This window comes from Cellulosilyticum sp. ST5 (genome assembly GCF_046529625.1).
Taxonomy (GTDB): Bacteria; Bacillota; Clostridia; order Lachnospirales; family Cellulosilyticaceae; genus Cellulosilyticum; species Cellulosilyticum lentocellum.
In genome coordinates this window covers 2,783,882-2,809,435 of sequence record NZ_CP132338.1, presented here as the reverse complement: position 1 = coordinate 2,809,435, position 25,554 = coordinate 2,783,882, and the positions used below count along the sequence as shown (strand labels likewise).

The 25,554-nt window shown below is 35.3% G+C and carries 21 protein-coding genes and 2 tRNA genes; 19 read left to right on the top strand and 4 right to left on the bottom strand.

Annotated features, from left to right (window positions below):
- The first annotated feature begins 283 nt into the window (after positions 1–283).
- From trpE to trxA, 12 genes are all read left to right on the top strand, one after another.
- Positions 284–1,780 (top strand): anthranilate synthase component I, encoded by a 1,497-nt coding sequence (trpE, locus tag QTL86_RS13995; protein WP_190283517.1) that lies wholly within the window; start codon positions 284–286, stop codon positions 1,778–1,780.
- Positions 1,777–2,343: an anthranilate synthase component II gene (locus QTL86_RS13990; RefSeq protein ID WP_127065724.1), complete on the top strand. Its 567-nt coding sequence runs from the start codon at positions 1,777–1,779 to the stop codon at positions 2,341–2,343. Before trpE ends, QTL86_RS13990 begins: the two co-directional genes overlap by 4 nt.
- A gap of 3 nt (positions 2,344–2,346) precedes the next feature.
- Positions 2,347–3,369 (top strand): anthranilate phosphoribosyltransferase, encoded by a 1,023-nt coding sequence (trpD, locus tag QTL86_RS13985; protein ID WP_127065725.1) that lies wholly within the window; start codon positions 2,347–2,349, stop codon positions 3,367–3,369.
- Positions 3,366–4,154, top strand: coding sequence for an indole-3-glycerol phosphate synthase TrpC (gene trpC / locus QTL86_RS13980; RefSeq protein ID WP_410495194.1), 789 nt, complete (start codon positions 3,366–3,368; stop codon positions 4,152–4,154). Before trpD ends, trpC begins: the two co-directional genes overlap by 4 nt.
- Before the next feature lie 32 nt (positions 4,155–4,186).
- Entirely contained in the window at positions 4,187–4,813 is a 627-nt protein-coding gene (locus tag QTL86_RS13975) for a phosphoribosylanthranilate isomerase (RefSeq protein ID WP_127065727.1), read from the top strand.
- A 48-nt stretch (positions 4,814–4,861) separates the two neighbouring features.
- The gene (gene trpB / locus QTL86_RS13970) at positions 4,862–6,049 is read left to right on the top strand and encodes a tryptophan synthase subunit beta (RefSeq protein ID WP_127065728.1); all 1,188 of its coding nucleotides are present in this window, start codon (positions 4,862–4,864) and stop codon (positions 6,047–6,049) included.
- Positions 6,042–6,824 carry a tryptophan synthase subunit alpha gene (gene trpA, locus QTL86_RS13965; protein WP_410495193.1) on the top strand — a complete coding sequence of 261 codons (783 nt, stop codon included), beginning with the start codon at positions 6,042–6,044 and terminating at the stop codon, positions 6,822–6,824. The genes trpB and trpA overlap by 8 nt, the downstream gene beginning before the upstream one ends.
- Positions 6,825–7,066: 242 nt before the next feature.
- The gene (locus QTL86_RS13960) at positions 7,067–7,825 is read left to right on the top strand and encodes an alpha/beta hydrolase (RefSeq protein WP_410495192.1); all 759 of its coding nucleotides are present in this window, start codon (positions 7,067–7,069) and stop codon (positions 7,823–7,825) included.
- Between the two features lie 261 nt (positions 7,826–8,086).
- Positions 8,087–11,242: a glycoside hydrolase family 9 protein gene (locus QTL86_RS13955; protein ID WP_410495191.1), complete on the top strand. Its 3,156-nt coding sequence runs from the start codon at positions 8,087–8,089 to the stop codon at positions 11,240–11,242.
- A 275-nt stretch (positions 11,243–11,517) separates the two neighbouring features.
- Positions 11,518–12,024 carry a stalk domain-containing protein gene (locus QTL86_RS13950; protein WP_190283518.1) on the top strand — a complete coding sequence of 169 codons (507 nt, stop codon included), beginning with the start codon at positions 11,518–11,520 and terminating at the stop codon, positions 12,022–12,024.
- A 146-nt stretch (positions 12,025–12,170) separates the two neighbouring features.
- Positions 12,171–12,818 carry a tRNA (guanosine(46)-N7)-methyltransferase TrmB gene (gene trmB, locus QTL86_RS13945; RefSeq protein ID WP_127065733.1) on the top strand — a complete coding sequence of 216 codons (648 nt, stop codon included), beginning with the start codon at positions 12,171–12,173 and terminating at the stop codon, positions 12,816–12,818.
- Between the two features lie 186 nt (positions 12,819–13,004).
- On the top strand, positions 13,005–13,322 hold the full coding sequence (gene trxA / locus QTL86_RS13940) for a thioredoxin (protein WP_127065734.1): 318 nt from the start codon (positions 13,005–13,007) through the stop codon (positions 13,320–13,322).
- 89 nt (positions 13,323–13,411) lie between these two features.
- Here the strand turns inward: trxA and QTL86_RS13935 are convergent, their stop codons facing one another.
- The 3 genes from QTL86_RS13935 to QTL86_RS13925 form a co-directional block, all read right to left on the bottom strand.
- Positions 13,412–14,665, bottom strand: coding sequence for an AI-2E family transporter (locus tag QTL86_RS13935; protein ID WP_127065735.1), 1,254 nt, complete (start codon positions 14,663–14,665; stop codon positions 13,412–13,414).
- A 160-nt stretch (positions 14,666–14,825) separates the two neighbouring features.
- Positions 14,826–15,260: a hypothetical protein gene (locus tag QTL86_RS13930; protein ID WP_127065736.1), complete on the bottom strand. Its 435-nt coding sequence runs from the start codon at positions 15,258–15,260 to the stop codon at positions 14,826–14,828.
- Entirely contained in the window at positions 15,244–16,011 is a 768-nt protein-coding gene (locus QTL86_RS13925; protein WP_190283519.1) for a zinc ribbon domain-containing protein, read from the bottom strand. Before QTL86_RS13925 ends, QTL86_RS13930 begins: the two co-directional genes overlap by 17 nt.
- A 176-nt stretch (positions 16,012–16,187) precedes the next feature.
- Here QTL86_RS13925 and QTL86_RS13920 point away from each other — a divergent pair.
- The 3 genes from QTL86_RS13920 (at position 16,188) to QTL86_RS13910 (ending at position 18,731) form a co-directional block, all read left to right on the top strand.
- A tRNA-Leu gene (locus QTL86_RS13920) sits at positions 16,188–16,272 on the top strand.
- Between the two features lie 151 nt (positions 16,273–16,423).
- Positions 16,424–16,508, top strand: a tRNA-Leu gene (locus tag QTL86_RS13915).
- 342 nt (positions 16,509–16,850) lie between these two features.
- Positions 16,851–18,731, top strand: a complete 1,881-nt coding sequence (locus QTL86_RS13910) for a DUF4914 family protein (protein WP_127065738.1) — start codon at positions 16,851–16,853, stop codon at positions 18,729–18,731.
- Between the two features lie 375 nt (positions 18,732–19,106).
- On the opposite strand, the gene QTL86_RS13905 is transcribed toward QTL86_RS13910, so the two are convergent.
- Positions 19,107–19,850 (bottom strand): zinc ribbon domain-containing protein, encoded by a 744-nt coding sequence (locus QTL86_RS13905; RefSeq protein WP_127065739.1) that lies wholly within the window; start codon positions 19,848–19,850, stop codon positions 19,107–19,109.
- A 199-nt stretch (positions 19,851–20,049) separates the two neighbouring features.
- On the opposite strand from QTL86_RS13905, the gene QTL86_RS13900 reads away from it, so the two are divergent.
- The 4 genes from QTL86_RS13900 (at position 20,050) to QTL86_RS13885 (ending at position 25,428) form a co-directional block, all read left to right on the top strand.
- Positions 20,050–21,045 carry a LacI family DNA-binding transcriptional regulator gene (locus QTL86_RS13900; protein WP_127065740.1) on the top strand — a complete coding sequence of 332 codons (996 nt, stop codon included), beginning with the start codon at positions 20,050–20,052 and terminating at the stop codon, positions 21,043–21,045.
- A 103-nt stretch (positions 21,046–21,148) separates the two neighbouring features.
- Positions 21,149–22,798: a glycoside hydrolase family 13 protein gene (locus QTL86_RS13895; RefSeq protein WP_127065741.1), complete on the top strand. Its 1,650-nt coding sequence runs from the start codon at positions 21,149–21,151 to the stop codon at positions 22,796–22,798.
- A 153-nt stretch (positions 22,799–22,951) separates the two neighbouring features.
- On the top strand, positions 22,952–24,634 hold the full coding sequence (locus QTL86_RS13890) for a PTS transporter subunit IIBC (RefSeq protein ID WP_127065742.1): 1,683 nt from the start codon (positions 22,952–22,954) through the stop codon (positions 24,632–24,634).
- A 2-nt stretch (positions 24,635–24,636) separates the two neighbouring features.
- On the top strand, positions 24,637–25,428 hold the full coding sequence (locus QTL86_RS13885) for an endonuclease/exonuclease/phosphatase family protein (RefSeq protein ID WP_410495190.1): 792 nt from the start codon (positions 24,637–24,639) through the stop codon (positions 25,426–25,428).
- Positions 25,429–25,554 lie beyond the last annotated feature (126 nt).

The window sequence follows — 25,554 nt, the reverse complement described above, 5'->3', positions numbered from 1 at the left end:
ATCTTATGACGATGCACCTCCGTTACGGGTGAGGAATGTGATGGCATTCTGCATAAGTGCGTATGATTTTTTCATACGAAGCAAGGTGGTACCGTGGGCATAGACTAACTATACGCTCATCCTTGATGATTTTTCATCCAGGATGGGCGTTTTTTATTTGGTTTACAGGCTTACTTCTCTCTCATAAGAGGCCATTATTCCTAGTTTATATTTGATTTGATAATCAATGCAAACCCCAAAAAAAGCCAGTGATTAAGGTTATGAACGAAAAGGAGGAGTAATAATGAGCGAAACCCAATTAAAAAGACCGGACATATTTAAACCAAGTTTAGAAGAAGTAAAGGCTTTAGCCAAGAAGTATAACAAAATCCCTATTCGTTTAGAGATGTATATGGATTTTCAAACGCCTATTGCAATACTCAGTAGGATTAAGGAAGAGTATGATCGTTATTTTATGTTAGAAAGCATCGAGGGCGGCGAAAAGATTGCTAGATACACCTTTATTGGTTGCAATCCAAAAGCCAATTTTTTCGTAAAGGATGGTAAAAGCTTTTATGTGACTAGAGAGAAAGTGAGCTGTAGTGAGGAAAATCCTTTGAAGGTATTAAAGGGGATTTTAGAAGGCTATAAAGCACCAAAGCTAGAAGGTTTGCCACCTTTTACAGGCGGTGCGGTAGGCTACTTTGGCTATGAAACTGTGAAATATGTAGAGAAGCTGAAGTTAAGTAATAAAGACGAACTTCAGGCTGCTGATATGAAACTTATGTTTTTCGATGAGATCATTGCTTTTGATCACTTTAAACAAAAACTCATTCTTATTTTCAACGTAGATACTAAGAGTGGAGCTATAGAGGAAGCTTATAGTGAAGGTAAAAGAAGGTTAGAAGAATTAGCAGAGTTCATTAGTAGACCGACTAAACGTAGAAAGGTGCAATTTGAAGAAGAGTTAAGCTTTGAAAGTAACACCAGCAAAGAAGCTTTTATGAAACGTGTAGAAAAAGCCAAAGAATACATTCGCAATGGAGATATTTTTCAAGTTGTTCTCTCACAGGTTTTCAAAGCAAAACTAGAAAGTAATTTATTTGATGTTTATAGGGTACTTAGGACCATTAACCCCTCACCTTATATGTATTTAATGCAGTTCGATGATCTGCAGCTGGCAGGGGCTTCACCAGAAACCTTAGTAAAAGTGCAAGGTAGTGTAGTGACTACCATGCCTATTGCAGGAACAAGACCCAGAGGTAAGACCCCAGAAGAGGATGCATTGTTAGATGAAGAACTATTAAAAGACACTAAAGAATTAGCTGAACACAACATGTTAGTGGATTTGGCTAGAAATGATCTAGGACGCATTAGTGAATTTAATACTGTAGAAGTTATAGATTATATGGTGCTTAAAAAGTTCTCTCATGTGACTCATATCACCAGTACGGTTCAAGGAAAGCTTAAGAAAGGTTTAACAAGCATAGATGCGATTCGTTCCATCTTACCAGCAGGGACTTTGTCAGGAGCACCTAAAGTAAGGGCTATGGAGATTATTGAAGAGCTAGAAGAATCAAGAAGAGGTGTTTATGGAGGCGCTATTGGCTATATTGGCTACGATGGTAATTTAGATACATGCATTGCTATTCGTACAGTTGTGAAAAAAGACGGTTATGCTTATATTCAAGCAGGTGGTGGTATTGTACTAGATTCCATTCCAGAAAAGGAATATGAGGAAAGTGTTAATAAAGGAGCAGCCGTATTAGAAGCCATGAAGAAGGTGAGGGAGATTTTATGATTTTAATGATTGATAATTATGATAGCTTTACTTATAACCTTTATCAGCTTATAGGAAGCATGAATGAAGATATAAAAGTTTTTAGAAATGACGAGATCACGCTTTCTGAAATAGAAAAGTTAAAGCCTAGTCATTTAGTCATCTCTCCGGGACCTAAGTATCCTAAAGACGCAGGCATTTCTTTAGAGGCGATTAAGTATTTTAGTGGGAAGGTACCTATCTTAGGGGTATGTCTTGGACATCAAGCTATAGGAGAAGCTTTTGGTGGGAAGGTAATGAGAGCAAAAGAAATCTTACATGGTAAAACCAGTTATATTGAGGTGGATCAGAGCTGTAAGCTTTTTAGTGAATTACCGGAGGAGCTTCTAGTTGGTAGATATCATTCCCTTATTGTGGAGAGAAAGAGCTTGCCAAAAGAACTTGTTGTAGTAGCAGAGGATAAAGAAGGAGCTATTATGGCTCTTAAACATGAAAGTCATCCAACCTTTGGACTTCAGTTTCACCCAGAGTCCATCTTAACGCCTGAAGGTAAAAAAATAATCAAAAACTTTTTGGAGGTGTAGTTTATGAATGAAATAGCAAAAAAAGTGTTAGAAGGTAAAAACTTAAGCATCGAAGAAGCCACTTTAGCAATGGATTGGATTATGAGTGGAGAAGCTTCAGAAGCACAAATAGGAAGCTATTTAACTGCTCTTCGTATGAAAGGAGAAACCATAGAAGAGATTACAGGCAGTGCCAAAGGTATGAGAGAAAAGTGTTTGCAGCTGAAGGGAGAAGGTAATCTTATTGATATTGTAGGGACAGGAGGAGATTGTACAAATACCTTTAATGTGTCTACGGTAGCTTCCTTAGTGGTAGCAGCAGCAGGTATTCAGGTAGCTAAGCATGGAAATCGCAGTGTTTCTAGTAAATGTGGTAGTGCAGATGTACTAGAAGCCTTAGGCGTGAAATTAGACTTAACCAAAGAACAAAATGAAGAGGTATTAAAAGAAATAGGTATTTGTTTCATGTTTGCACCAGTTTATCACAGTGCCATGAAGTATGTGGCTAAGACCCGGAAGGATTTAGGGGTTAGAACAATCTTCAATATCTTAGGGCCTTTAGCTAATCCGGCTTATGCCAATCTTCAAGTGATGGGGGTTTATGATGAGGCTTTAGTAGAACCTATGGCAAAGGTGCTATTTAACCTAGGAGTGAAAAGAGCTATGGTAGTTCATGGTGAAGATGGGGTAGATGAAGTCTCTATTAGCGGTAAGACTAAGGTGTGTGAAGTAAGAGAGGGGAAGCTTACATGCTATAGCATTGACCCAATAAGTCTAGGGCTTAGCGTAGCACCTTTAAGTGAAGTAACAGGGGGCGGGGCAGAGGAAAATAAGGCAATTGCCCTTAGTATTTTAAAGGGTGAAAAGGGACCCAAAAGAGATATGGTTGCTTTAAATGCAGGTGTGGCACTTTATACTGCTTTAGAAAATCAAGATTTGAAAAGCTGCATTAGCTTAGCAGAGGAGCTTATTGATAGTGGCAAGGCTATGGAGAAATTAGAAGCTTTCATTAAAGCAACACAAAGCTTCGTGAAGGAGGCCATATGATACTAGATCAAATTATAGCGGATAGAAAAAGGGCAGTAGCAGCACTTAAAGAACGCTATTCTACTTCGCAGTTAATGGGGGATATAGAGTTTCAAAACTTTGCTACTTTGGATTTTAAGAAAGCACTAAAAAGAGAAGATGAAAGGTCCATCCATATTATTGCTGAAGTAAAAAAAGCCTCTCCTTCTAAAGGTTTAATATGTCAGGAGTTTGATTATCTAACTATTGCTAAAGACTATGAAATAGGAGGTGCATCTGCTATATCAGTACTCACTGAGCCTAAGTATTTTCAGGGAGATAATCGTTATTTGACAACTATTAAGGAAAAGGTGAGACTTCCTATTCTTAGAAAAGATTTCATTATTGATGAGTGGCAAATCTATGAAGCAAAATCAATAGGAGCAGATGCTATCTTACTTATTGTAGCTGCTTTATCTGAAACTCAGCTTAGGAGTTATTTAAGCTTAGCTAAGAGTTTGAATTTACAAACACTCGTAGAAACCCATGATGAAAGGGAAGTAGATATAGCGTTAGTAGCCGGGGCAGAGATAATAGGGGTTAATAATAGAAACTTACGGACCTTTGAAGTACGTTTAGAAACCTCTATTAAGCTAAGAGCTTTAGTACCTAAAGACAAAGTATTTGTAGCTGAAAGTGGCATTCATACAACTCAGGATATGGCTTTATTAAAAGAAATAGGCTGTGATGCAGCATTAATAGGAGAAAGTTTGATGACTGCGCCTAATAGAGTGGAGAAACTACAGCTATTTAAAGGAGCTTATTAGACACAACGAGAGAAACAAGAGGGGATAGAAATGTGAGTAAAATTAAAATTTGTGGATTAAAGTCTGAAAATGATGTAAAAATTGTGAATAAGTATGGGCCTGATTATGTGGGATTTATTTTGGCTCCTAGCAAAAGGCGGGTTAATTACGAGGTAGCTAAGAAGCTAAAAGCATTACTCAATCCTTCGATTTTGGCTGTTGGAGTTTTTGTGAATGAAAGCCTTGAGGTAATAGGTCAGTATGCCGAGGATAAGGTTATTGATGTCATTCAGCTTCATGGAGACGAGTCCTTAGAAATGATCAAGGAACTAAAGCAGCAAGTGAGTATCCCCGTGATTAAGGCTATGAGAATTAAGGATGAAAAGCAATTAAAGCATTTGTTACCTTTTATTCAAGAAGTGACGGCAGATTATCTACTTTTTGATACGTATCAGGAAGGACTTTATGGCGGTAGTGGCAAGAGCTTCGATTGGAAGTTATTGGAGGTAGTTGAAAGGTCTTACTTCTTAGCTGGAGGGATAGGACTTCATAATATAGAAGAAGCTTGTAAATGGAAACCGTTTGCCATTGATGTCAGCAGTGGTGTAGAAACTAATGGGGTAAAAGATGCTATAAAAGTGAGTGAATTGATACAAAAATATAGAGCTTATGAAGCGTAATGAAAGAAATTAAAAAATAAAATAAGAATCAAATGGGGTGAGAATGATATGAAAGAAACAGGTAGATATGGCATTTACGGAGGACAATATATCCCAGAGACATTGATGAGTGCTGTGAAGGAATTAGAGGAAGCTTATGCCTATTATAAAGAAGATGAAGCTTTTAATAGAGAGCTAGAGGAACTTTTTGCAAAGTATACGGGTAGACCTTCTTTACTTTATTATGCAGAGAAGATGACAAAGGACTTAGGTGGTGCTAAGATTTATTTAAAGAGAGAGGACCTCAATCATACAGGGTCTCATAAAATTAATAATGTGTTAGGCCAAGTGTTATTAGCAAAACGTATGGGTAAAAAACGTATTATTGCAGAAACAGGCGCAGGTCAACATGGCGTAGCCACAGCCACAGCAGCAGCACTTATGGGAATGAGTTGTGAGGTGTTTATGGGGGAAGAAGATACCATTAGACAGGCACTTAATGTATTTCGTATGGAGCTTCTAGGTGCTAAGGTAACACCGGTTTTAACGGGCACTAGAACCTTAAAAGATGCAGTTAATGCAGCACTTCAAGATTGGACCAGGACAGTAGAAGATACCTTTTATTGTATTGGTTCTGTTATGGGGCCTCATCCTTATCCAGAAATGGTAAGAGATTTTCAAAGTATTATAGGTAAAGAAATGAAGAGTCAGATGCTAGAAGCAGAAGGCAAATTACCAGATGTGGTGATTGCTTGTGTAGGTGGAGGCAGTAATGCAATGGGCGCTTTTTATGAATTTATTCCCAATAAAGAAGTAAAACTTATAGGTGTAGAAGCAGCAGGGCATGGTATTCATACCACAGAACATGCAGCTACCTTAAGTAAGGGTGAAGTAGGCATTTTTCATGGCATGAAATCTTATTTCTTACAAACAGAGGAAGGCAGTATTGCACCTGTGTATTCCATTTCAGCAGGACTTGATTATCCAGGGATTGGACCAGAGCATGCTTATCTTTTTGATACTGGAAGAGCTTCCTATGTTCCTGCCACTGATGAAGAAGCAGTAGCTGCTTTTGAATATCTTTCAAAAACAGAGGGTATTATTCCGGCTATTGAAAGCTCTCATGCTATAGCTTATGCCATGAAAATAGCAGGTACCATGAGCAAGGATCAAACCATTGTAGTCAATGTTTCAGGAAGAGGCGACAAGGATGTAGCCGCTATTGCTAGATATAAGGGGGTAGATGTACATGAGTAATATACAAGCTGCATTTGATAAAAAGCATGAAGAAGGAAAAAAGGCTTTTATTCCTTTTATTACAGTAGGTGACCCACATATAGAAGCAACAGAGGCATTTATCTATGCCTTAGAGAAAGCAGGAAGTACCCTTATTGAGCTTGGTATTCCTTTTTCAGATCCAGTAGCAGATGGTCCAGTCATTCAAAGAGCTAATTTAAGGGCTATGGCAAAGGGTTTTAGTTTAGAAGCTGTTTTTGAACTAGTAGAAAGAGTAAGAGAAAAAACGAAGATTCCACTGGTATTTTTAATGTATGCGAATACCATTCATCACTACGGAATAGAGAGCTTCTTTAAGAGATGTCAGGAAGTAGGCGTGGATGGCATTATTATTCCAGATGTGCCTTTAGAAGAAAAGGAAGAGTTTAATAGCTATGCAAAAGCAAACGGAGTAGATTTAATCGCTTTAGTGGCACCTACTTCGGGAGAACGTATAAAGGCCATATGTGAAACGGCTACAGGTTTCTTATACTGTGTTTCTTCTCTGGGTGTAACAGGTACGAGAGAAAGCATAGAAACTGATTTAGGAAGCTTTTTTGAAAATATTAAAGAGCACTGCACTATACCAACTGCCTTAGGTTTTGGCATCTCTACCAAAGAACAAGCGACTTTATTAAAAGACTATGCTGATGGCATTATTGTAGGTAGTGCCATTGTAAAAATAGTTGAAGCATATGGAGAAGCAGCAGCGCCTTATTTAATGCAATTTGCAGGTGACATTATAAAAAGTATATAGCTGATGAGCTGATAGATCTATGGGACTGTCCCACTAAAAGCATATTCCTTATTAATATATCATTTGTTGGGCTAAATCAAATGAAATGGCCTTAATGAATAATCACTATAAGCCGAAATGCTTAATAAGACAGTCCTATATCCATGTGCTACCATAGATAAAAGATTAGCCTTATAAAATTCACGAATGAGAGGAGTAAGATTGTGGCATTACTACAAGTCAACTTTTTTTCAAACTCACTTATGAGGAGTAATACAATTCATGTCATTTTACCTAATGATGTACCATCAGGAATGATACAGGGTAATAAGCATTATGAAAGAGCAACTAAAACCTTGTATTTACTTCATGGCTTTTCAGGGAACACTGTAGATTGGATGTTGGGAAGTCTGGCCCAGGAGATGGCAATCAAATATAACCTTGCAATAGTCATGCCCTCTGGAGAAAATAGCTTTTATTTAGATGGAAAAGGAACAGGAAGGGCCTATGGACAGTTTACAGGTCAAGAATTAGTGACCTATATTAGAAAAACTTTTGGGCTATCTAATCAAAAGGAAGATACCTTTATTGGTGGTTTATCTATGGGGGGCTTTGGTGCAATCCATACAGGGCTTCAATATCCAGAGAACTTTGGAAAGATGTTTGGTTTATCATCAGCTCTCATCATACATAATATTAAAAATAAAAAAGAAGGTTTTAGAGATGCTAAAGCTGATTATGATTATTATGTAAATACTTTTGGAGATTTAAATCAGTTAGAAAGAAGTGTAAATAATCCAGAATATCTAGTGAAGGAAAGAAAGAAAAAGGGAGAAATGATTCAACCTATCTTTATGGCTTGTGGAACAGAAGACTTTTTAATAAGAGAAAACAGAGCTTTTCATCATTTCTTAAAAGCAGAAGGGGTGAATGTAACTTATAAAGAAAGCCAAGGTGTGCATGACTGGAAGTTCTGGAATGAGTACTTAGAGATAGCAATCTTGTGGATGCTGGGAGAATAAAGGATAATATTTAGAGTAGTAATGAGATTTGGAATGAAGATTAGGGATAGATTAAATGAATGAGAGAGTAGAAGTAGTATAACTAAAGGTCATCGAGAGGCATATTTCTCAGAGACCTTTTAGTTATACTACTTTTTTATTTTACAAACTTACACAATAAGTGTAGATATTTTACATAGTATACAAAATATATTTACAGTAAAGGTAGCAGTGATAGGATTAAAGTACAAAATATTTAGAAAATACAAAGGAGGGAGTTTTATGAACAAAAGGTATAAAAAAATTATGGTCAGCTTAATGGCAACTTCTATGGTACTCAATCTAGGTGTTAGTATGCCTATTATTGCAGGCCCTGTAGAACCACCCTTTAACTATGCTGAAGCTTTCCAAAAATCCATGTATTTCTATGATGCAAACAAATGTGGGTCCGGTGTAGGTGAAGGGGAATTAACTTGGCGTGGAGATTGTCATACAGAGGACAAGTTTGTTCCCTTAGTACCCAAAGATGATGTGACAGGCATGGGAACTAATCTATCAGCCAGTTTCATTAAACAAAATAAGGAGGCTTTAGATCCTGATGGAGATGGCACTGTAGACCTAAGTGGTGGTTTTCATGATGCAGGAGATCATGTAAAATTTGGATTACCTCAAAGTTATTCTGGCTCTACATTAGGGTGGGGGTACTATGAATTTAAAGAGTCTTATGTAGCAATTGGAGAGAAGGAGCATATTGAAAGTATTTTAAGATGGTTTAATGATTATTTTATGCGTTGTACCTTTAAAAATAGTGAGGGTGAAGTTGTTGCTTTTGCTTATCAAGTAGGAGATGGTACAACAGACCATAATTATTGGGGACCACCTGAACTTCAAAAAACAGCCAGACCGGCCTTTTTTGCATCAGCACAGACACCTGCTAGTGACCAATGTGCAGGAGCAGCAGCTTCACTTGCTATTAACTACTTAAACTTTAAGGATTCTGACCCTGTTTATGCAGAGAAAAGCTTAGAAACAGCCGAGGCACTCTATGAATTTGCAAAAGAAAATAGAGGACTTGGTTTTTCAGGAGGATTTTATAATTCAAGCTATGATGAGGATGAGATGTCTTGGGCAGCTGTATGGCTAAGCATTGCTACGGGAGATAAATCTTATCTTACGGATATTACAGCTGTAGATGCAAATGGCGCTTATACAGGCTATATGAGTCGTATTATTAGTACAACCTCAAGTACTTGGCAAAATATTTGGGTACATTCGTGGGATACGGTTTGGGGAGGTGTGTTTGCTAAATTAGCACCACTTACCAATAATCCTGAGCATTGGTACTTTTTTAGATGGAATATTGAATACTGGTCAGGTGTGCCACATGAAAATCCTAATGATACCACTTACATGGCAAGTACACCAGCAGGCTATAAGGTAGTAAGCACTTGGGGATCTGCAAGGTATGAAACAACAGCTCAACTATGTGCACTTGTTTATAATAAGTATAAAGCCAATAGTGATTTTACTAAGTGGTGTAAATCACAAATGGACTATTTATTAGGAGATAATCCGATGAACCGCTGTTATGAAGTAGGATACTCTGATATCTCTGCTATTTATCCACACCACCGCGCAGCACATGGTTCATTAACCAATAGTATGCTTGAGCCCGTAGTAGAGAGACATACACTTTGGGGTGCTTTAGTAGGTGGACCAGATGGAGATGATTATCATAAAGATGATATTACAGACTATGTCTATAATGAAGTGGCAATCGATTATAATGCAGGTTTTGTAGGTGCCCTTGCCGGACTTTATGAGCTTTATGGAAAAGGACAAGCACCTCTAGAAAACTTTCCACCGGAGGAAAAAGATGAACGTCCATTTTATGCTACAGCAAAGATTGAACAAGAAAATAGTGAGCGTTCTCAAATAACAGTGAAAATTCATAATGATACCAGCTGCCCACCAAGTTTTGAAAGTGGACTAAAAGCTAGGTATTTCTTTGATATTTCTGAGATGGTAGAGGCAGGGCAAAGTTTAAAAGAATTATCAGTGCAAGTAATGTATGACCAAGCAAGTATTGTGGATGGTGTTAAAACCAATATCAATGGACCTTTTATGTGGGATGAGGAAAAAAATATTGCTTATATAGAATTAGACTGGTCTCAAAATAGTTTTCATGGTAATCGTGAAATTCATTTTGGCCTTGTGCCAGCTCAAGATAGTCAGTATAAGGTACATTGGGATTTTACAAATGACTGGAGTCATGAAGGTTTAACAAAGGTAGAAGTACTTACAGAGTATGTGCCTGTTTATTTAAATGGTGAGAAAGTATTTGGCAAAGAGCCTACAAGTTATAATGTGAGTATTAATACACCTGTTGAAGGTAGTACAATAAGCTACATAGAAGGAGAAAAGCCTATTACATTAGAAGCAATTGTTGGTGCTGGAGAAGAATCTGTTACAAGTATTGCTTATTATGCAGATGGTATTCAAATTGGAGAAGTTCAAAATGCACCATATACTTTTGATTATGTGGCAGATAATATCTCTAACGTTGAACAAAGGAAAATTGCTTTTAGTGCAAAAGCTCATTTGGCAAATGGTACAACAATCACAAGTAAGCCTGTTACTATAACTGTTGTATATCGCATGCCAGAAGCCCTTGTTGTAAAACTTATAGAGCCTGCAGAAGGAAGTATAGTGGATGCTACTAAAGGAAGTGTAAGTATACCAGTGACAGCCGTTAGTGAAAATGAAGCTGTGACGAAGATTGCTATTTATGCTAATAATGAAAAGCTAGGAGAAGGCAGTGGACTAACCTATACAACGCTTTATAATACGCCATCTAAAGGCGGAGCTAGTGGTAACTTAACAGTAACATTTAAAGCAGTTGCTACCTTAGCAAATGGAGAGGAAAAAGAAGGTAAGCCTGTAACAATGCAAATTAAATTACCAGTAGTGGTAAGTGACTTAGAAGGTTTTAGTTTTAAAATGCAAGGAAGTGAGTCAATTACTAGCAACACAATAGGTCGAAAAATAATAATGAAAAATACAGAAGGTGAGTCAGTTGATTTAGCGGCTTTAAGTGTACGTTACTATTTCACTAAAGAGGGGAATGTGGGGCAAACCTATTTCTGTGACCATGCAAGCATGACCTTTAATAAAGCACCTTGGTATGCAGCGTTAACAAGTGATATAACTTATAAAGTTGTTAACTTAGATACACCTGTTAATGGTGCTGACACGTATTTAGAGCTAACTTTCGAAAAGGTTGGATATGACCTAGAAGTAGGAGATACTCTGGAAATAGAAGGGCGATTAACAAATACGAATTGGTCAAACTTTGACCAAAGTAATGATTACTCTTACAGTAATGGGGCTGTTGTACTTTACAATGATGCAGTCGTAAGTGGTACAATGCCACAGTAAAGGTGAAAGAGTAAAATGCACTAAGACTATCACACGATTACGATATTGTGTGATAGTTTTTTTCTTATTTGATACAAAAGCTCATGGAAAAAGAGAGAGACAGCAGAAAGGCAAGTAGATAGGATATTCATGAAAACTGTTAATTGTTATTAACAGAATATTTAGTGTATGATAAAATAAAAAAGTACAGGCTAATAATAAAATGCTTTATTATTAATTTTTTAGTGATCGGAAGAAAAAGGACATCTATGATTTATATTAAAGGGGGAAAAAGCATGCGGTTAAAAAAGTTAGGTGTAATTTTATTGGGAGTAACATTATTTCAAGGAACGATTCTAGGGGCAGAAGAGAAGGAATACAAACTAAGCGAAGCAGTACAAAAAATAATGAGTACAGAAAAGAAGCAAGTATCAGACGCAAGTAAAATGACTTTTCCAGAGGTGGATTTCTATTTAGGAAATAAAAAAATAGAGTTAAGCGCACCTATTATGAGTGTAGAAGGAAAGACCTTTTTACCGGTTCGTGCATTAGGAAATGCATTGGGTATTAGTGTATCATATGCTCCGCAGCATAAGGTGGCTTATATTGATTCAGGCGCTGTGACCTTAGAGCTTCCCTTATATTACAATAAGGCAGTTAAAAATGGCGAAACCGTATTAACAATAGAGGGAGCTAAAGTAGAACTTTATAAAGGCTCAGCGTATTTACCTATACGTTTTGTAGGTGAAAATTTAGGATATAAAGTAAGCTATCAAGAGGGGAAAATTACTTTCACTAAATGAGAGAGTTCAAAAGAGATGTTCCTCAGAGACCTACCAAATTTAGATATATTGCTTTTAAGTCATGGACTTATTATAATAGTTAAGTATGACAAAAACGAAAAATCATGATACTGGTGAGTTTCATATAGAAGAGGAAGGAATAACCCATGCGCTTAAGAAGAGATAATAGAGCACCTGAGTATTTAGCACAAGATGAAAGAGTTGTATTAAATCCTGAAAGCTTTAGAGGAAAATGGCATGAAGTATTTGGCAATAATAACCCTATTCATGTTGAATTTGGATGTGGAAAAGGCGGTTTTATTACAGAACTAGCCAAAAGAAATCCACACATTAATTATATTGCAGCTGAAAGAGCAGAGACAGTTGTGTATAAAGCATGTAAAAAAGCAAATTTATCAGAAGAAACCCCAAGTAATTTAAGATTCTTATATTTTGATGTTAGTAATTGTAAAGAAATTTTTGAAATAGGAGAGGTAGAACGTCTATACCTTAATTTCTCTGATCCATGGCCAAAAACAAGACATGCTAATAGAAGGTTAACTTACAGAGGTTTTCTCGAAAAATATGCTGATATTCTAAAAAAAGAGGGAGAAATCCACTTTAAAACAGATAACAAAGGCCTTTTTGCTTTTTCAATCGAAGAATTTTCAGTTAGTGGCTGGCTTATGAAAAATGTAACTTTGGACCTTCATAACAGTGGCATGGAAGATAACATTATGACAGAATACGAAAAAAAATTCTCAGAGCTAGGCTTCACGATTAACCGCCTAGAAGCAGTTAATCCACGTCAGTAATCAATTATAATGACGATATATTAAAAAAGTTTTTTTCTCCTCTCATGCATAGAATATGAAAAGTAAGATATACTAACTAAGAATAATTATATGTTGCATTTAATGACAAGATATAATAAACTAACCTTATATTATAGTATAAAAATCAACTAGACATATATATACGTCTATAAGGAGGAAATAAATATGGCATATAAATTTACAGATGATAATTTTAAAACAGATGCACTTGAATCTTCAATTCCAGTAGTAGTAGATTTCTACGCTGATTGGTGTGGACCATGTAAAATGATGGCTCCAGTTATTGATGAGTTAGCAGGCGATTATGAAGGAAAAGTACGTATTGGGAAAGTGAATACAGATGAAAATCGTGGAACTGCTTCTAAATACAATATTATGAGCATTCCAACGATTCTTTTCATTAAAAATGGTGAAGTAGTAGATCAAGTAGTAGGTGCTGTTCCAAAAACAGTTTTAGAACAAAAAATCAATAGTATGCTTTAAAATAAATAGCATAGTAAATAAAACGCTGATGTTCCTTATGTAAGGAAATCAGCGTTTTTATTTATTATATTTTATTTGCTTAGTTTCATCTATTTAGTTTTATTTTTACCTACTTTTACAGGCTTCTCCTCAGAAGGCAATGGAGTATCTACAGGAATGGGGTCTAGATGAACATCCTTCTGGCTTAATACACGGTCCATATAGCGATTAAGGTTCTTAAGGAGTACAGCGATAATAGGAGAAGCGAAGAACATACCTAGAGGGCCCCAAAGTGCACCACCTATTAAGATACCTGAGATAATCCAAAATGGACTTAGTCCGATAGAATCGCCTAAGATTTTTGGACCTAATACAAGTCCGTCAAATTGTTGAAGAAGGAAAATAAAAATACCGACGACAACAGCTGGCATAAAACCAGTAAAAAGTGTAATGATAACAGCAGGAATAGCGCCTAATAGTGGTCCAAAGTAAGGAATCATATTAAGTACACCTACAATGAAGGACAATAGAATCGCATAAGGATTATCTAGAATAGATAGGCCTACAAAACAAATGGCACCAATAATAAAGGAATCGATAAATTTACCTACAAAGAATTTAATAAAGATTTCATGTCCTTCTGAAAAGACAGCAATAAGTTTATCAGCTTTTTGACGGCTAAGAAGAGTATAGCATAGACGTTTAGTACCATAAGAAAATGACTCTTTTTGCATAAGTACATAAAAAGCGATCACAAGTCCCATAACCCAGTTAAATAAGGAAGAAACAATGCTCATAGCTTGTCCCATTAAATTACTTACGATATTTCCAAGAAAGTCAGTGTTAAGGTATTTAGCAGGATCAATCATCGTAAAAACTTGAGAAGTATCTAACTGATAAGGTAAGCCAGAGATACTTTGATTAACGGATTTTTCAAGGGCATTAATTTTCTCTTCTAAGTTATTAGCATAATCAGGTAAGGCCACAGAAAGATCTTTAATATTTTCTGTGATTTGTGGCACAAGATAACGGAACATAAGGATAACAGTACCTATAATACAAATGTAAACAGCCACAATTGAAATGCTACGAATGGCTTTTTTCTGATTCACAGTAGAAGGTTTAAACCATTTAATAAAATAATTTTCAAAGAAAATCATTATAGGATTAAATAAATAAGCAATGAGTAATCCATATAAGATTGGGGCGATAATACTAATAATTCCTTTAAAGAAAGCTAAAATCGAGGGTGCAATATTATCTGTATTAGAAGAAATACGATAAAAAAGAATAGACACCACTACGACCATAATAGCGTATAAAGAAACTTTTAAATAAGAATTGTTTTTCCAAAAGTTTTTCATGACTATACCTCCGCAGATAATGGTTCAATTTTAGCATACTATAGATTTAAAAAGAACATATAAAGTATTAAAAAATCCAACAGAAATCTTAAGAAAAATTAAATAAAGTACCTAAGAATAATTAAAATGAATTAGTCTTAAGCACTTAAGGAATAATATGCTAATTATTAGTAAGTGATTTTAGAAAACTTTTAGCATTGTTTTTCAGCTTTTGATCATTTACCGTAGAAACATAGTCAGAAATCTTCTGAATACAAAAGTCTAGTTGAGTACGTCTAGAGGTGTCCCCCTCTGCAATAGCCCTTTTTAAAGTTAAGCCCTGTAAATAGCAAGATTCTATTGTTGCAAACTCCCAATATTCATCAAAATCTGATTCAAAGTTTTGGTCTATGTAAAGCTTATTAGCTACATTTTTAAGATAGCCATCTTCCTTATCCCATTCTAGCATTTTCAATCTACTAGCAATAGAATTATATTCATATCGGCTAGCTACTTCCTTATATTTAGTATAGAGATTAATCATTACTACGACAAAAATGATAACAAAAGTAATGATGATGATAATGTATTTTAAAGGATTAGTTGTTTTTTTCATATTCAGCCATCCTTTCTTGAATGATATTTTCAAAGTGAGTCGTACCTTCTATTTGAAATTGTTCGATATTAGGAATCTCTTTTAATTCTTCTAATTCTTCAGCTGTTAGACGATAATAATATCTTAGATATAAATCAAGACTTTCACTAAGCTCTTCTTTAATAGCAGCACAGCGTTCATTAGTAGGAGTAGTATCATATACATCTTTAGCATATTCTAACTTAAAAGTAGAGAGTTCGATACTAGATAAAGAGTCATCATAAGTAATATAGTTTTGGATATCATATATAAAATAAGCGTAGGAGTCAATCATAAAAAGTTCTTTATAAAAGTCTGGATAATAATCAAGAGAACTATAATCTGGAGAAGTAGCATAAACAAGTGCAAGAGCGCGGCTATACTGTTTGTTATCAAGATAGTTGCTAATTCGTTCTAAATTAGCTTTATAATTAGCGCCTGATACTTGTGATTTTCTATACCATTCCTCTTGGTGTTCACAAGAATAGGTTACTATACCAAACACAATCATAATAACACTAAGTACAGCACAAATAGCAATAGTAAGACGACCAAAGACTTTAGAAGCCTTTTTTGTAATCATTTCGTCACTATTAGCGGTTAAATGGGCTTGCAATTTTTCCTGCTGTTCTATTTTTTTGACTTCCATTAAAGCCTGATCATCTACTGTACCACAGTAGGGACAGGTAACAACGTCTGCAGGGTTATTCGCACCACAGTTTTTACAAATCAAATAGCTCACTCCTTTAAAAAATAGATAATTTAGAAAAATACAAGACAATTATACTATAAAAAATCAAAAAAGTACTATTATCTGTTTAAATAAATAATGAATGGATAAAAGAGTTGACATATGCCAATGTATTAGATATAATATGTCTTGTCTTAAGAGATAAGGCAGATATAAATGCGATTGTGGCGGAATTGGCATACGCGCTAGACTAAGGATCTAGTGCCTGTAACGGGCTTGGGGGTTCGAGTCCCCCCAATCGCAGTAGAAAAACCCTTCTTTTAACTACTTGTTAAAAGAGGGGTTTTTGCATAGAGAAGATTGAGTTTATAGGCTATATAAAAAATAAGTGTTGACATATGTAATAGGTTTAGGTATAATAGTATCTGTCCTGAAAATATTAATATTGAAAAATGCGATTGTGGCGGAATTGGCATACGCGCTAGACTAAGGATCTAGTGCCTGTAACGGGCTTGGGGGTTCGAGTCCCCCCAATCGCATTAAGATGAAAAAGATCATTGTATTTATTACAATGGTCTTTTTTTGTATACATATGGAATTCTTAACATGAAATTACAAAAACATAAACATTAATGAATAAAAATAATTTTAAGATAAATATACAGAATAAATTATAATATAATACAAAAATACGCAATTTATAAGTGAAATTATAAAAAATAATAAGTAAACTAAAAATTTTTTTCTTGTATTTTATTTACTCTTAAAATTAAATATTGTATGATGGTAGAGATAGGAAAAATGCAAGAAAAAATAAGTAAGGATTTATTTGTATCTATTTATATAAAAACGTTAAAAAATTTATACTGGAGATGAAGCAGATGAAAACTTGGGAAAAAATGAACCTGCCACAAGAAGTGGAAAATCTATTAAATGAGAAAGATAATATTATTGTACCGTCATCTAGAGAACAACTTTTAGAGCTTTCGCTAGGTGAAAAATATCAGAAAACCTTTCAAGTTGCTTATAATGTAAAAGGAAAAGGACCTGTAGTAGAAGCGGATGTAGTACGTTGCAAAAATGGTATATCAGTTAATTATAAAGATATGTACATGAGAAGACGTGATCCAAACTCAATGGTGATTGGAGATCATAAACCAACAGATAAAAGAAGATATAAAGATGAGTTTGGTATGGATTTTGAAGGCGTTAGAGAAGAAACTTTCGAATGGCTTAATGAACAAGACCTTATAGTAATGCCATTTTTAGCAGGTGGCAGCAAAATGGGGTATGAAGCTCTTATGATAGGACCACGCAATGCTGCTTTCTTTGCTACAGCACTTTCTGACCTTCAAGCTTTTATTCCAGCAGAAGAGATAAGAGATGGTTTCACACCAAGAGCTATTGTTTATGTAGCACCACCATTTAGACATACGCATTTTGATGGTAAACAAGTTGTTGTACATAATCGTTTAGATAACTTACATGAAGTATTTGCATATAACCTTTATCCAGGCCCAAGTGCTAAAAAGGGTGTTTATAGTGTCCTTTTAGATATCGGTGAAAGAGAAGGATGGGTAACACTTCATGCTTCAACTGTAAAAGTTATTACGCCATATGAAAATGTACTTACTATTATGCACGAAGGTGCTAGTGGCGGTGGTAAGAGTGAGATGGCTGAGCAAATGCATAAAGATGCAGAAGGACGCGTACGTCTTGCAACTAACATGGTAACAGGTGACAGCAGCTATGTTAATATTAGTGCAAAATGTGAACTTAGACCAGTAACAGATGATATGGCTATGTGTCATCCAAGTATTCAAAATGATAGCAAAAAGCTTGTGGTTATTGATGGAGAAGAAGGTTGGTTCCTTCGTGTTAATCATATTACTGAATATGGGACAGACCCTTATTATGAAAAAATGTGTATCCATCCTAAGACACCACTTGTGTTCTTAAATATGAATGCAACACCAGATTCAACTTGCTTAATTTGGGAACATACAATAGATGAAGAACTTGGAAAACCTTGTCCTAACCCACGCATTATTATGCCTAGAGCTTTTGTGCCAAATGTAGAAGATGGTCCAGCAGAAGTAGATATTCGTAGCTTTGGTGTACGTGCACCTCTTTGTACAAAAGAAGAACCTACTTATGGTATTATGGGTATGTTCCATATCCTTCCTCCAGCACTTGCTTGGATTTGGCGTCTTGTTGCACCAAGAGGCCATGCTAACCCAAGTATTCTAGATAGTGATGGTGGTATGAAGAGTGAAGGTGTAGGATCTTATTGGCCATTTGCTACAGGAAGAAGAGTAGATCAAGCTAATTTACTATTAGAGCAAATTTTAGCAACACCAGATACAAGATATATTCTTATTCCTAACCAGCATATTGGCGCTTATGAAGTAGGTTTCATGTCTCAATGGATTGCTCGTGATTACTTAGCAAGACGAGGCAGTGTACAATTTAGAGAAGAGCAATTAATAGAGTCAAGATGTCCACTTCTAGGCTACTCTCTTGAAAATTTAAGAGTAGACGGTACACATGTACCAAAAGTATTGCTTCGTACAGAATTACAACCTGAAATAGGAATTGAAGGCTATGATAAAGGAGCAACTATTTTAGGTGATTTCTTTAAAGAAGAACTTAAAAAATATTTATCTCCTGACTTAAATCCATTAGGTAGAGAGATTATTGAATGTTGTTTAAATGACGGCACAATTGAAGATTATAGAAATCTTATTTCTATTAAATTTTAAGTAACAAAAAATTCACAAAATCTGATTTATTCACATATTGTTTACAAATTAGAGGTAAAATAGACAAGAAATGATGTTATTCTTATATACGAACGGAACAGTAATCGAATAAACGATTACATATGGAAGTAATGTTACTTTATTCCCCTAAACTCGAAACTCCCCTAAACACATAAAGTAGCATTATTCATCCAAATAGCAAACCCTTACAAAACTCTATTTTTTACACCGAGTCCCCCAACTTGGTGTATTTTTTTTGCTCAAAATTTGAGGTTAGGCTAATTATTAATATAGAAATGAAATACAAAAAAGGTATTGTACATTTATTATAAGTACAATACCTTTTTGTTTATTAATCTATATAAGACTAATTAATTATTTTTGAATTTCAACACCTTGTAATTTTAAATATTGACCTTCAGTAACGGTAATATAAGTATCTCCTGTTGGGGCATCATTTGTTACGATTTCATCAAACACGCCTCTACTTCCAGAAGTTACTTCAATATATCCTATACTAGAAGTAAGCATCACTTTATACTCTCCAGCAGGAATATCTGTTCCTACTTTATACATACCATCTTGATATAATCCATTTTCAGGCACGATACTTGGAGCATCAGCTAAAGCATAAGCTTTACCACCTTGTAATTTTAGATATTCACCATCTTTTACAGTAATATAGCGATGACTAGTAACTGTATCATTAGCAATGATGCTATCAAAGCTACCTGTAGAATCAGAAGTGATTTCCATGTAACCCATAGAATCTGCAATAAATAAATATTCGCCAGCAGGAAGTTCAGCACCTATTTTATAAGTTCCAGCTTTAATAGCAGGATTTTTATCTACAGGTGTTGGCGTTGATTCTGGAGTAGCACTTGCAGTAGTATTCTCTGGAGTGGTAACTGGATTTTCAGTATTAGGTTTGTTAGTAGCATCTGAAGATAGTGTATCTTCTGTGGTACCAGCTAAAGCTCCAATTATAAGAATAATAACTACATAAAACCACCATTTTTTATAAATAGGTTGTTTATTTTTTGCACCACATTTTGGACAGGTGGTAGCAGATGAAGCCATTTCTGTAGTACAAGTTTTACATTTAATTAATTTACTCATAAATTAGTCTCCTTTAGTTAACATAACAACAGGATTATAATATACAATAAAAGATGAAACAAGAAAAAGTAGACAATTATAGGCATGGTATTAAAAGGAAAAGAGCATAATGCCAAGGAAGTTAAATATATTCTATTGGATAGGTCTTATAAATTACGATATAATCAAAATAAGAGAAAAGGTAAGAGAGGACTATTTTATGAAGGTGACAATTAATGATGTGGCTCGCGAAGCAGGGGTATCAAAAGCAACAGTATCAAGGGTACTGTCTAATAATGAACGGATTAGTGAAGAAACAAGATTAAAGGTTAAAGAAGTTATTGAACGCTTGGGGTATAAGCCTAATGTGATGGCAAGAAACCTAGCTAGAAATCAAACCAAGACTATAGGTGTTATTTTACCTATGGATGCTAGTGTATCCTTTGGCAATCCTATTTTTATTCAAATGATGCAAGGGATTAGTATGTATGCTCAAGAAAAACATTATTTTCTAATGTATGCCTTTGGAAAGGAAGAAGAAGAGGAACGTAATATAGATGAATTTAGTCAAAATGGTATTGTAGATGGGATTATTATTTTGAAATCAGAGGTAAATGATAAAACAATTAAGAAATTAAGAGAAAGTGGATTTCCTTTTGTAGTTATAGGGCGTCCGGGACGTGAAACATCTGTGCTATGGGTGGATAATGATAACTTTGGAGCTACTTATGAAATAGCAGAAGCGATGATTAAGAAGGGACATAAAAAAATTGCTTTTGTAGGAGCAAAGCAGAAATGGACTGTATCTAAAGATCGTCTTGAAGGTTATAAAAGAGCACTAGAAGTTCACAACATATCTTATGAAGAAAAGTTGGTTTATCATGGAGAAGCCTTTAATGAGCAAACAGGAAAAGAGGCAATGGATTTACTTATAAAAGAATCACCTACAGCCATTATTGCTACGGATGATTTGATAGCAGTAGGCGTAAATGACTATTTAAACAAAATAGGGAGAGAGGTTAAGGCTTTGGTGGGATTTAATAATACTATGTTAGCGGCTTATCAAAAACCAGCTTTAGCGTCTGTAGAAATCTATGGAGAAAGATTGGGGTATGCAGCTGCTAAGTTGCTAGTAGAACAATTAGAGGGTTATATAAAGGATCATATGCATGCTATTATTGAAACCAAGCTGATAGAACGTGAATCTTTTAATTAATTTAATGAAAACGGTTGCACAAACCGTTTTCATATGTTAACATAAATAATATAAAAGAAATATTTTTTAAGCAACTGTGAAACCGGTTGCACAGGAGGAAAAAATGAATTGGAGAAAAGAGGCCGTAGGCTATCAAATTTATCCTAGAAGTTTTATGGATTCAAATGGTGATGGCATTGGTGATTTACAAGGCATCATTTCTAAATTAGATTATATAAAAGACTTAGGGATTGACGTGATTTGGATTTGTCCTATGTATGAATCACCTAACGACGATAATGGTTATGATATTAGTAACTATCAAGGCATTATGAAAGAATTTGGAACCATGGCTGATTTTGATGAACTTTTAAGAAAGGTTCATGAAAAAGGTATGAAGCTTATTATTGATCTAGTACTTAATCATACATCAGATGAACATCCTTGGTTCCTAGAATCAAGAGCGTCTAAAGAAAGTAATAAAAGAGATTGGTACATCTGGAGAGAAGGCAAAGAAGGCAAAGAGCCTAACAACTGGGAAAGTATTTTCCATGGCTCAGCTTGGGAATATGATGAAGCGACAGATGAGTATTTCCTTCATTTATTTAGTAGAAAACAACCAGACTTAAACTGGGAGAATAAGGAGGTTAGACATGCACTTTATGCAATGGTTAATTGGTGGCTAGATAAAGGAATAGATGGCTTTAGAATAGATGCTATTAGCCATATTAAGAAAGAACCAGGTCTATTAGATATGCCCAATCCAGAAGGACTTCAATATGTTTCATCGTTCGATAAGCATATGAATATAGAAGGAATTCATGATTTTTTAGAGGAGTTAAATAAAGAAACTTTTTCTAAATATGACATTATGACGGTAGGAGAAGCTAATGGCGTAAATGCCGAGGAAGCTAAGCTGTGGGTAGGAGAAAAGAATGGCAAGTTTGATATGGTTTTCCAATTTGAACATCTTGATTTATGGGATACTGAAGGGGAGCAGAAGCTAGATGTTTTAGCTTTAAAGAAAGTACTTAGTCGTTGGCAAAACTCTCTTTATAAAGAAGGCTGGAATGCTCTCTTTATAGAAAATCATGATATTGTAAGGGTTGTTTCTAAATGGGGAGATGATGAGAGGTATTGGGCAGAAAGTAGTAAAGCTTTAGCTATGATGTACTTTATGCAACAAGGGACACCTTTTATTTATCAAGGACAAGAAATTGGGATGACAAATGTTCATTATCCGGAAATCTTCTATTATAACGATATTGCAACCTATAATCGTTATATTAAAAATAGAGAAGAAGGCATGTTAAAAGAAGTGGCTTTAAAGCATGAGTGGGCAGCTTCAAGAGATAATGCTAGAACACCTATGCAGTGGGATGGTAGTGAAAAAGGCGGGTTTACCACAGGAGAACCGTGGCTTGCAATGAATCCTAATGTAAAAGCTATTAATGTAGCAAATCAATTAGAGGACTCACAATCTATTTTAAACTTTTATAAAGACTTGATTCGTATTAGAAAAGCAAATTCTACTTTTATAGAAGGAAAGTATGAGTTAGTCATGCCAGAGGATACTCAGCTTTATGCTTATACAAGAACAGATGATCATGGCAAGTTCCTTATTATTTGTAATCTAACAGGTGAAGAAGCTCAGTTTACGGCTGACTTTGATTTAGAAGATAGAGAATTACTTTTAAGCAATTATGAAATTCAGCAAGAGCATCAGCTGGAAGTAATAAGGCCTTATGAAGCAAGACTATATCGTTTAAGCTAGCAGAAATATAAGAATAGGCAATAAAAAGTAATAGGTAAAAATATAAGGGAAGAAATAAGAACATAAAAATAAGAGTTGTACAAGCAGTAGAGAAGCAAAAGAGCTAGAAAAATACTAAGAATAGACTAGAAAGAGATAAGAGAGGAAGACAAAATGGAACAAACAGTAAAAAAAACAAAGCTATTTTCATTTGACTTTTGGCAAAAGTTTGGTAAGGCCCTTTTAGTAGTTATTGCTGTTATGCCAGCAGCAGGTATTATGATCTCACTCGCGAAGCTTTTAGGTATGTATGTGGATGTAAATTTTGTTCAAGTGATTGCAAGGGTAATGGAGGACATTGGTTGGGCCATTATAGGGAACTTACACATCCTCTTTGCAGTAGCAATAGGGGGATCATGGGCAAAGGAACGTGCAGGAGGGGCATTTGCAGCACTTCTAGCCTTTATACTAATTAATCGTATTACAGGTGCTATTTTTGGTGTGACAAGTGCTATGTTGGCAGAAGGAACAGCTACTGTTAATAGTTTACTTGGGGCGCCAATGGCAGTAGGAGATTATTTTACTTCTATTTTGGGTTCACCAGCGCTTAACATGGGTGTATTTGTAGGGATTATTTCAGGTTTCTTAGGTGCTAATTTATATAATAAATACTATAATTTTGATAAATTACCATCAGCATTGGCGTTTTTTAATGGAAAACGTTTTGTACCTTTTGTAGTTATTCTTGGTTCAACAGCAACAGCTGTGATATTATCTATAGTATGGCCATTTATTCAAGGAAGCTTAAATAGCTTTGGTGCATGGATTGCAAGTTCACAAGATACAGCACCAGTACTCGCTCCATTTATTTATGGCTGTTTAGAAAGACTTTTATTACCATTCGGACTTCATCATATGTTAACTGTGCCAATGAACTATACAGAACTTGGTGGTGTTTATACAATGATTACTGGTTCTGCGGCAGGACAAATTGTAGCAGGACAAGACCCATTATGGCTTGCATGGGTAACAGACCTTAACAACTTAAAAGCGGCTGGTGATATGACAGCTTATAACACACTCTTAACATCTATTACACCAGCTCGTTTTAAAGTAGGCCAAGTGATTCTTTCATCAGCTTCTCTTATCGGTATTGCTTTTGCTATGTACCGTAATGTAGATAAAGAGAAGAAAGCAAAATACAAAACGATTTTCCTATCAGCAGCATTAGCAGTATTTTTAACAGGTGTTTCTGAACCTATTGAATTCATGTTTATGTTTGTTTCACCTATTTTATATGTAGCTTATGCTATTATTACAGGAATTGGTTTTGCATTAGCGGATGTTTTAAATCTAAGAATTCATGCCTTTGGTTTCATTGAATTTTTAACAAGAGTACCAATGATGGTAAATGCAGGTATTGGACTTGATATTGTTAACTTTTTACTCACATGTGTTGTATTCTTTGGTATCAATTTTGGTATATTTAATATTCTTATTAAGAAATTCAATATTGCAACACCAGGGCGTAATGGCAACTACATTGACGAGGAAGAACCAGTAGTAGCTCAGGAAGCGAAAGTTACGACGCAAACAAGTAAGGCAAAGGAGTCAGCAGATGGGCAAGTAATGGCTATTATCGAGCTTTTAGGTGGAAGAGAAAATATCGTTGATGTAGATGCTTGTATGACAAGATTACGTGTGACGGTTAAAGAGACAGCCAAAGTAGGAAGTAAGGAAGAATGGAAACAAAATGGTGCTCTTGGTCTTATTATGAAAGATAAAGGGGTACAAGCTATTTACGGACCTAAAGCAGATGTGCTTAAGTCTCATATTCAAGACGTATTAGGAGTATAAAGATGAAATTATTAACTTTAAACTGTCATTCTTGGCAGGAAGATCACCAATTAGATAAGATTAACTATTTGGCTAAAACCATCAAAGAAAACGACTATGATGTTATTGCACTTCAAGAAGTTAGCCAGCATATGTTAGGCAAGCAGTTTAAAGGTCAACTTAAAACAGATAATTATGTAGTTATACTACAAGAAGCATTGCAGAAATTAGGAGTAAATCATTATGAGGTAGTTTGGGATTTTGCACACATAGGATTTCAAGTTTATGAAGAAGGCCTATGCCTTCTAAGTAAACATCCCATTATAGAAGAAGAAAGCTTCTTTGTTAGTCAGACTAAGGATACTTTAAACTGGAAATCAAGAAGGATTGTTAAAGCGACTATTAATTATAAGGGAGAAGAAATAGATTGCTATAGCTGTCACCTAGGATGGTGGGAAGATGAAGAAGAACCAGCTAAACTGCAGCTTAATAAACTAAATGCAAAGTTACATCCTAAGCGCAGGGCTTTCTTGTTAGGTGACTTTAATAATAATGCTAATGTAAGAGATAAAGGCTATGACTATATGTTAGGATTAGGCTGGAAAGATACGTATATGCTTGCCAAGGATAAAGATAATGGGGTTACTGTTCAAGGTAAGATTCATGGCTGGGAAGAAAATGCCGGAGGCCTTCGTTTAGATTATATCTTTACAAATCAAAAAGTAGAGGTTAGAAGTTCCAAAGTTATTTTTAATGGCAGTAATAAAGCTGTGATATCGGATCATCATGGTGTACAAGTAGAAATAGAATTATAAGGAAAGGCGTTTTAACGCATCAAAAGGAGGCTTATTTGCATGAGCCTCCTTTTGTGTTGTCCCAAAGCCGACAAGTAGTCAGTAGCACCTATTATCTAGGTCAATATACCTTGGAAGAGCCCATCG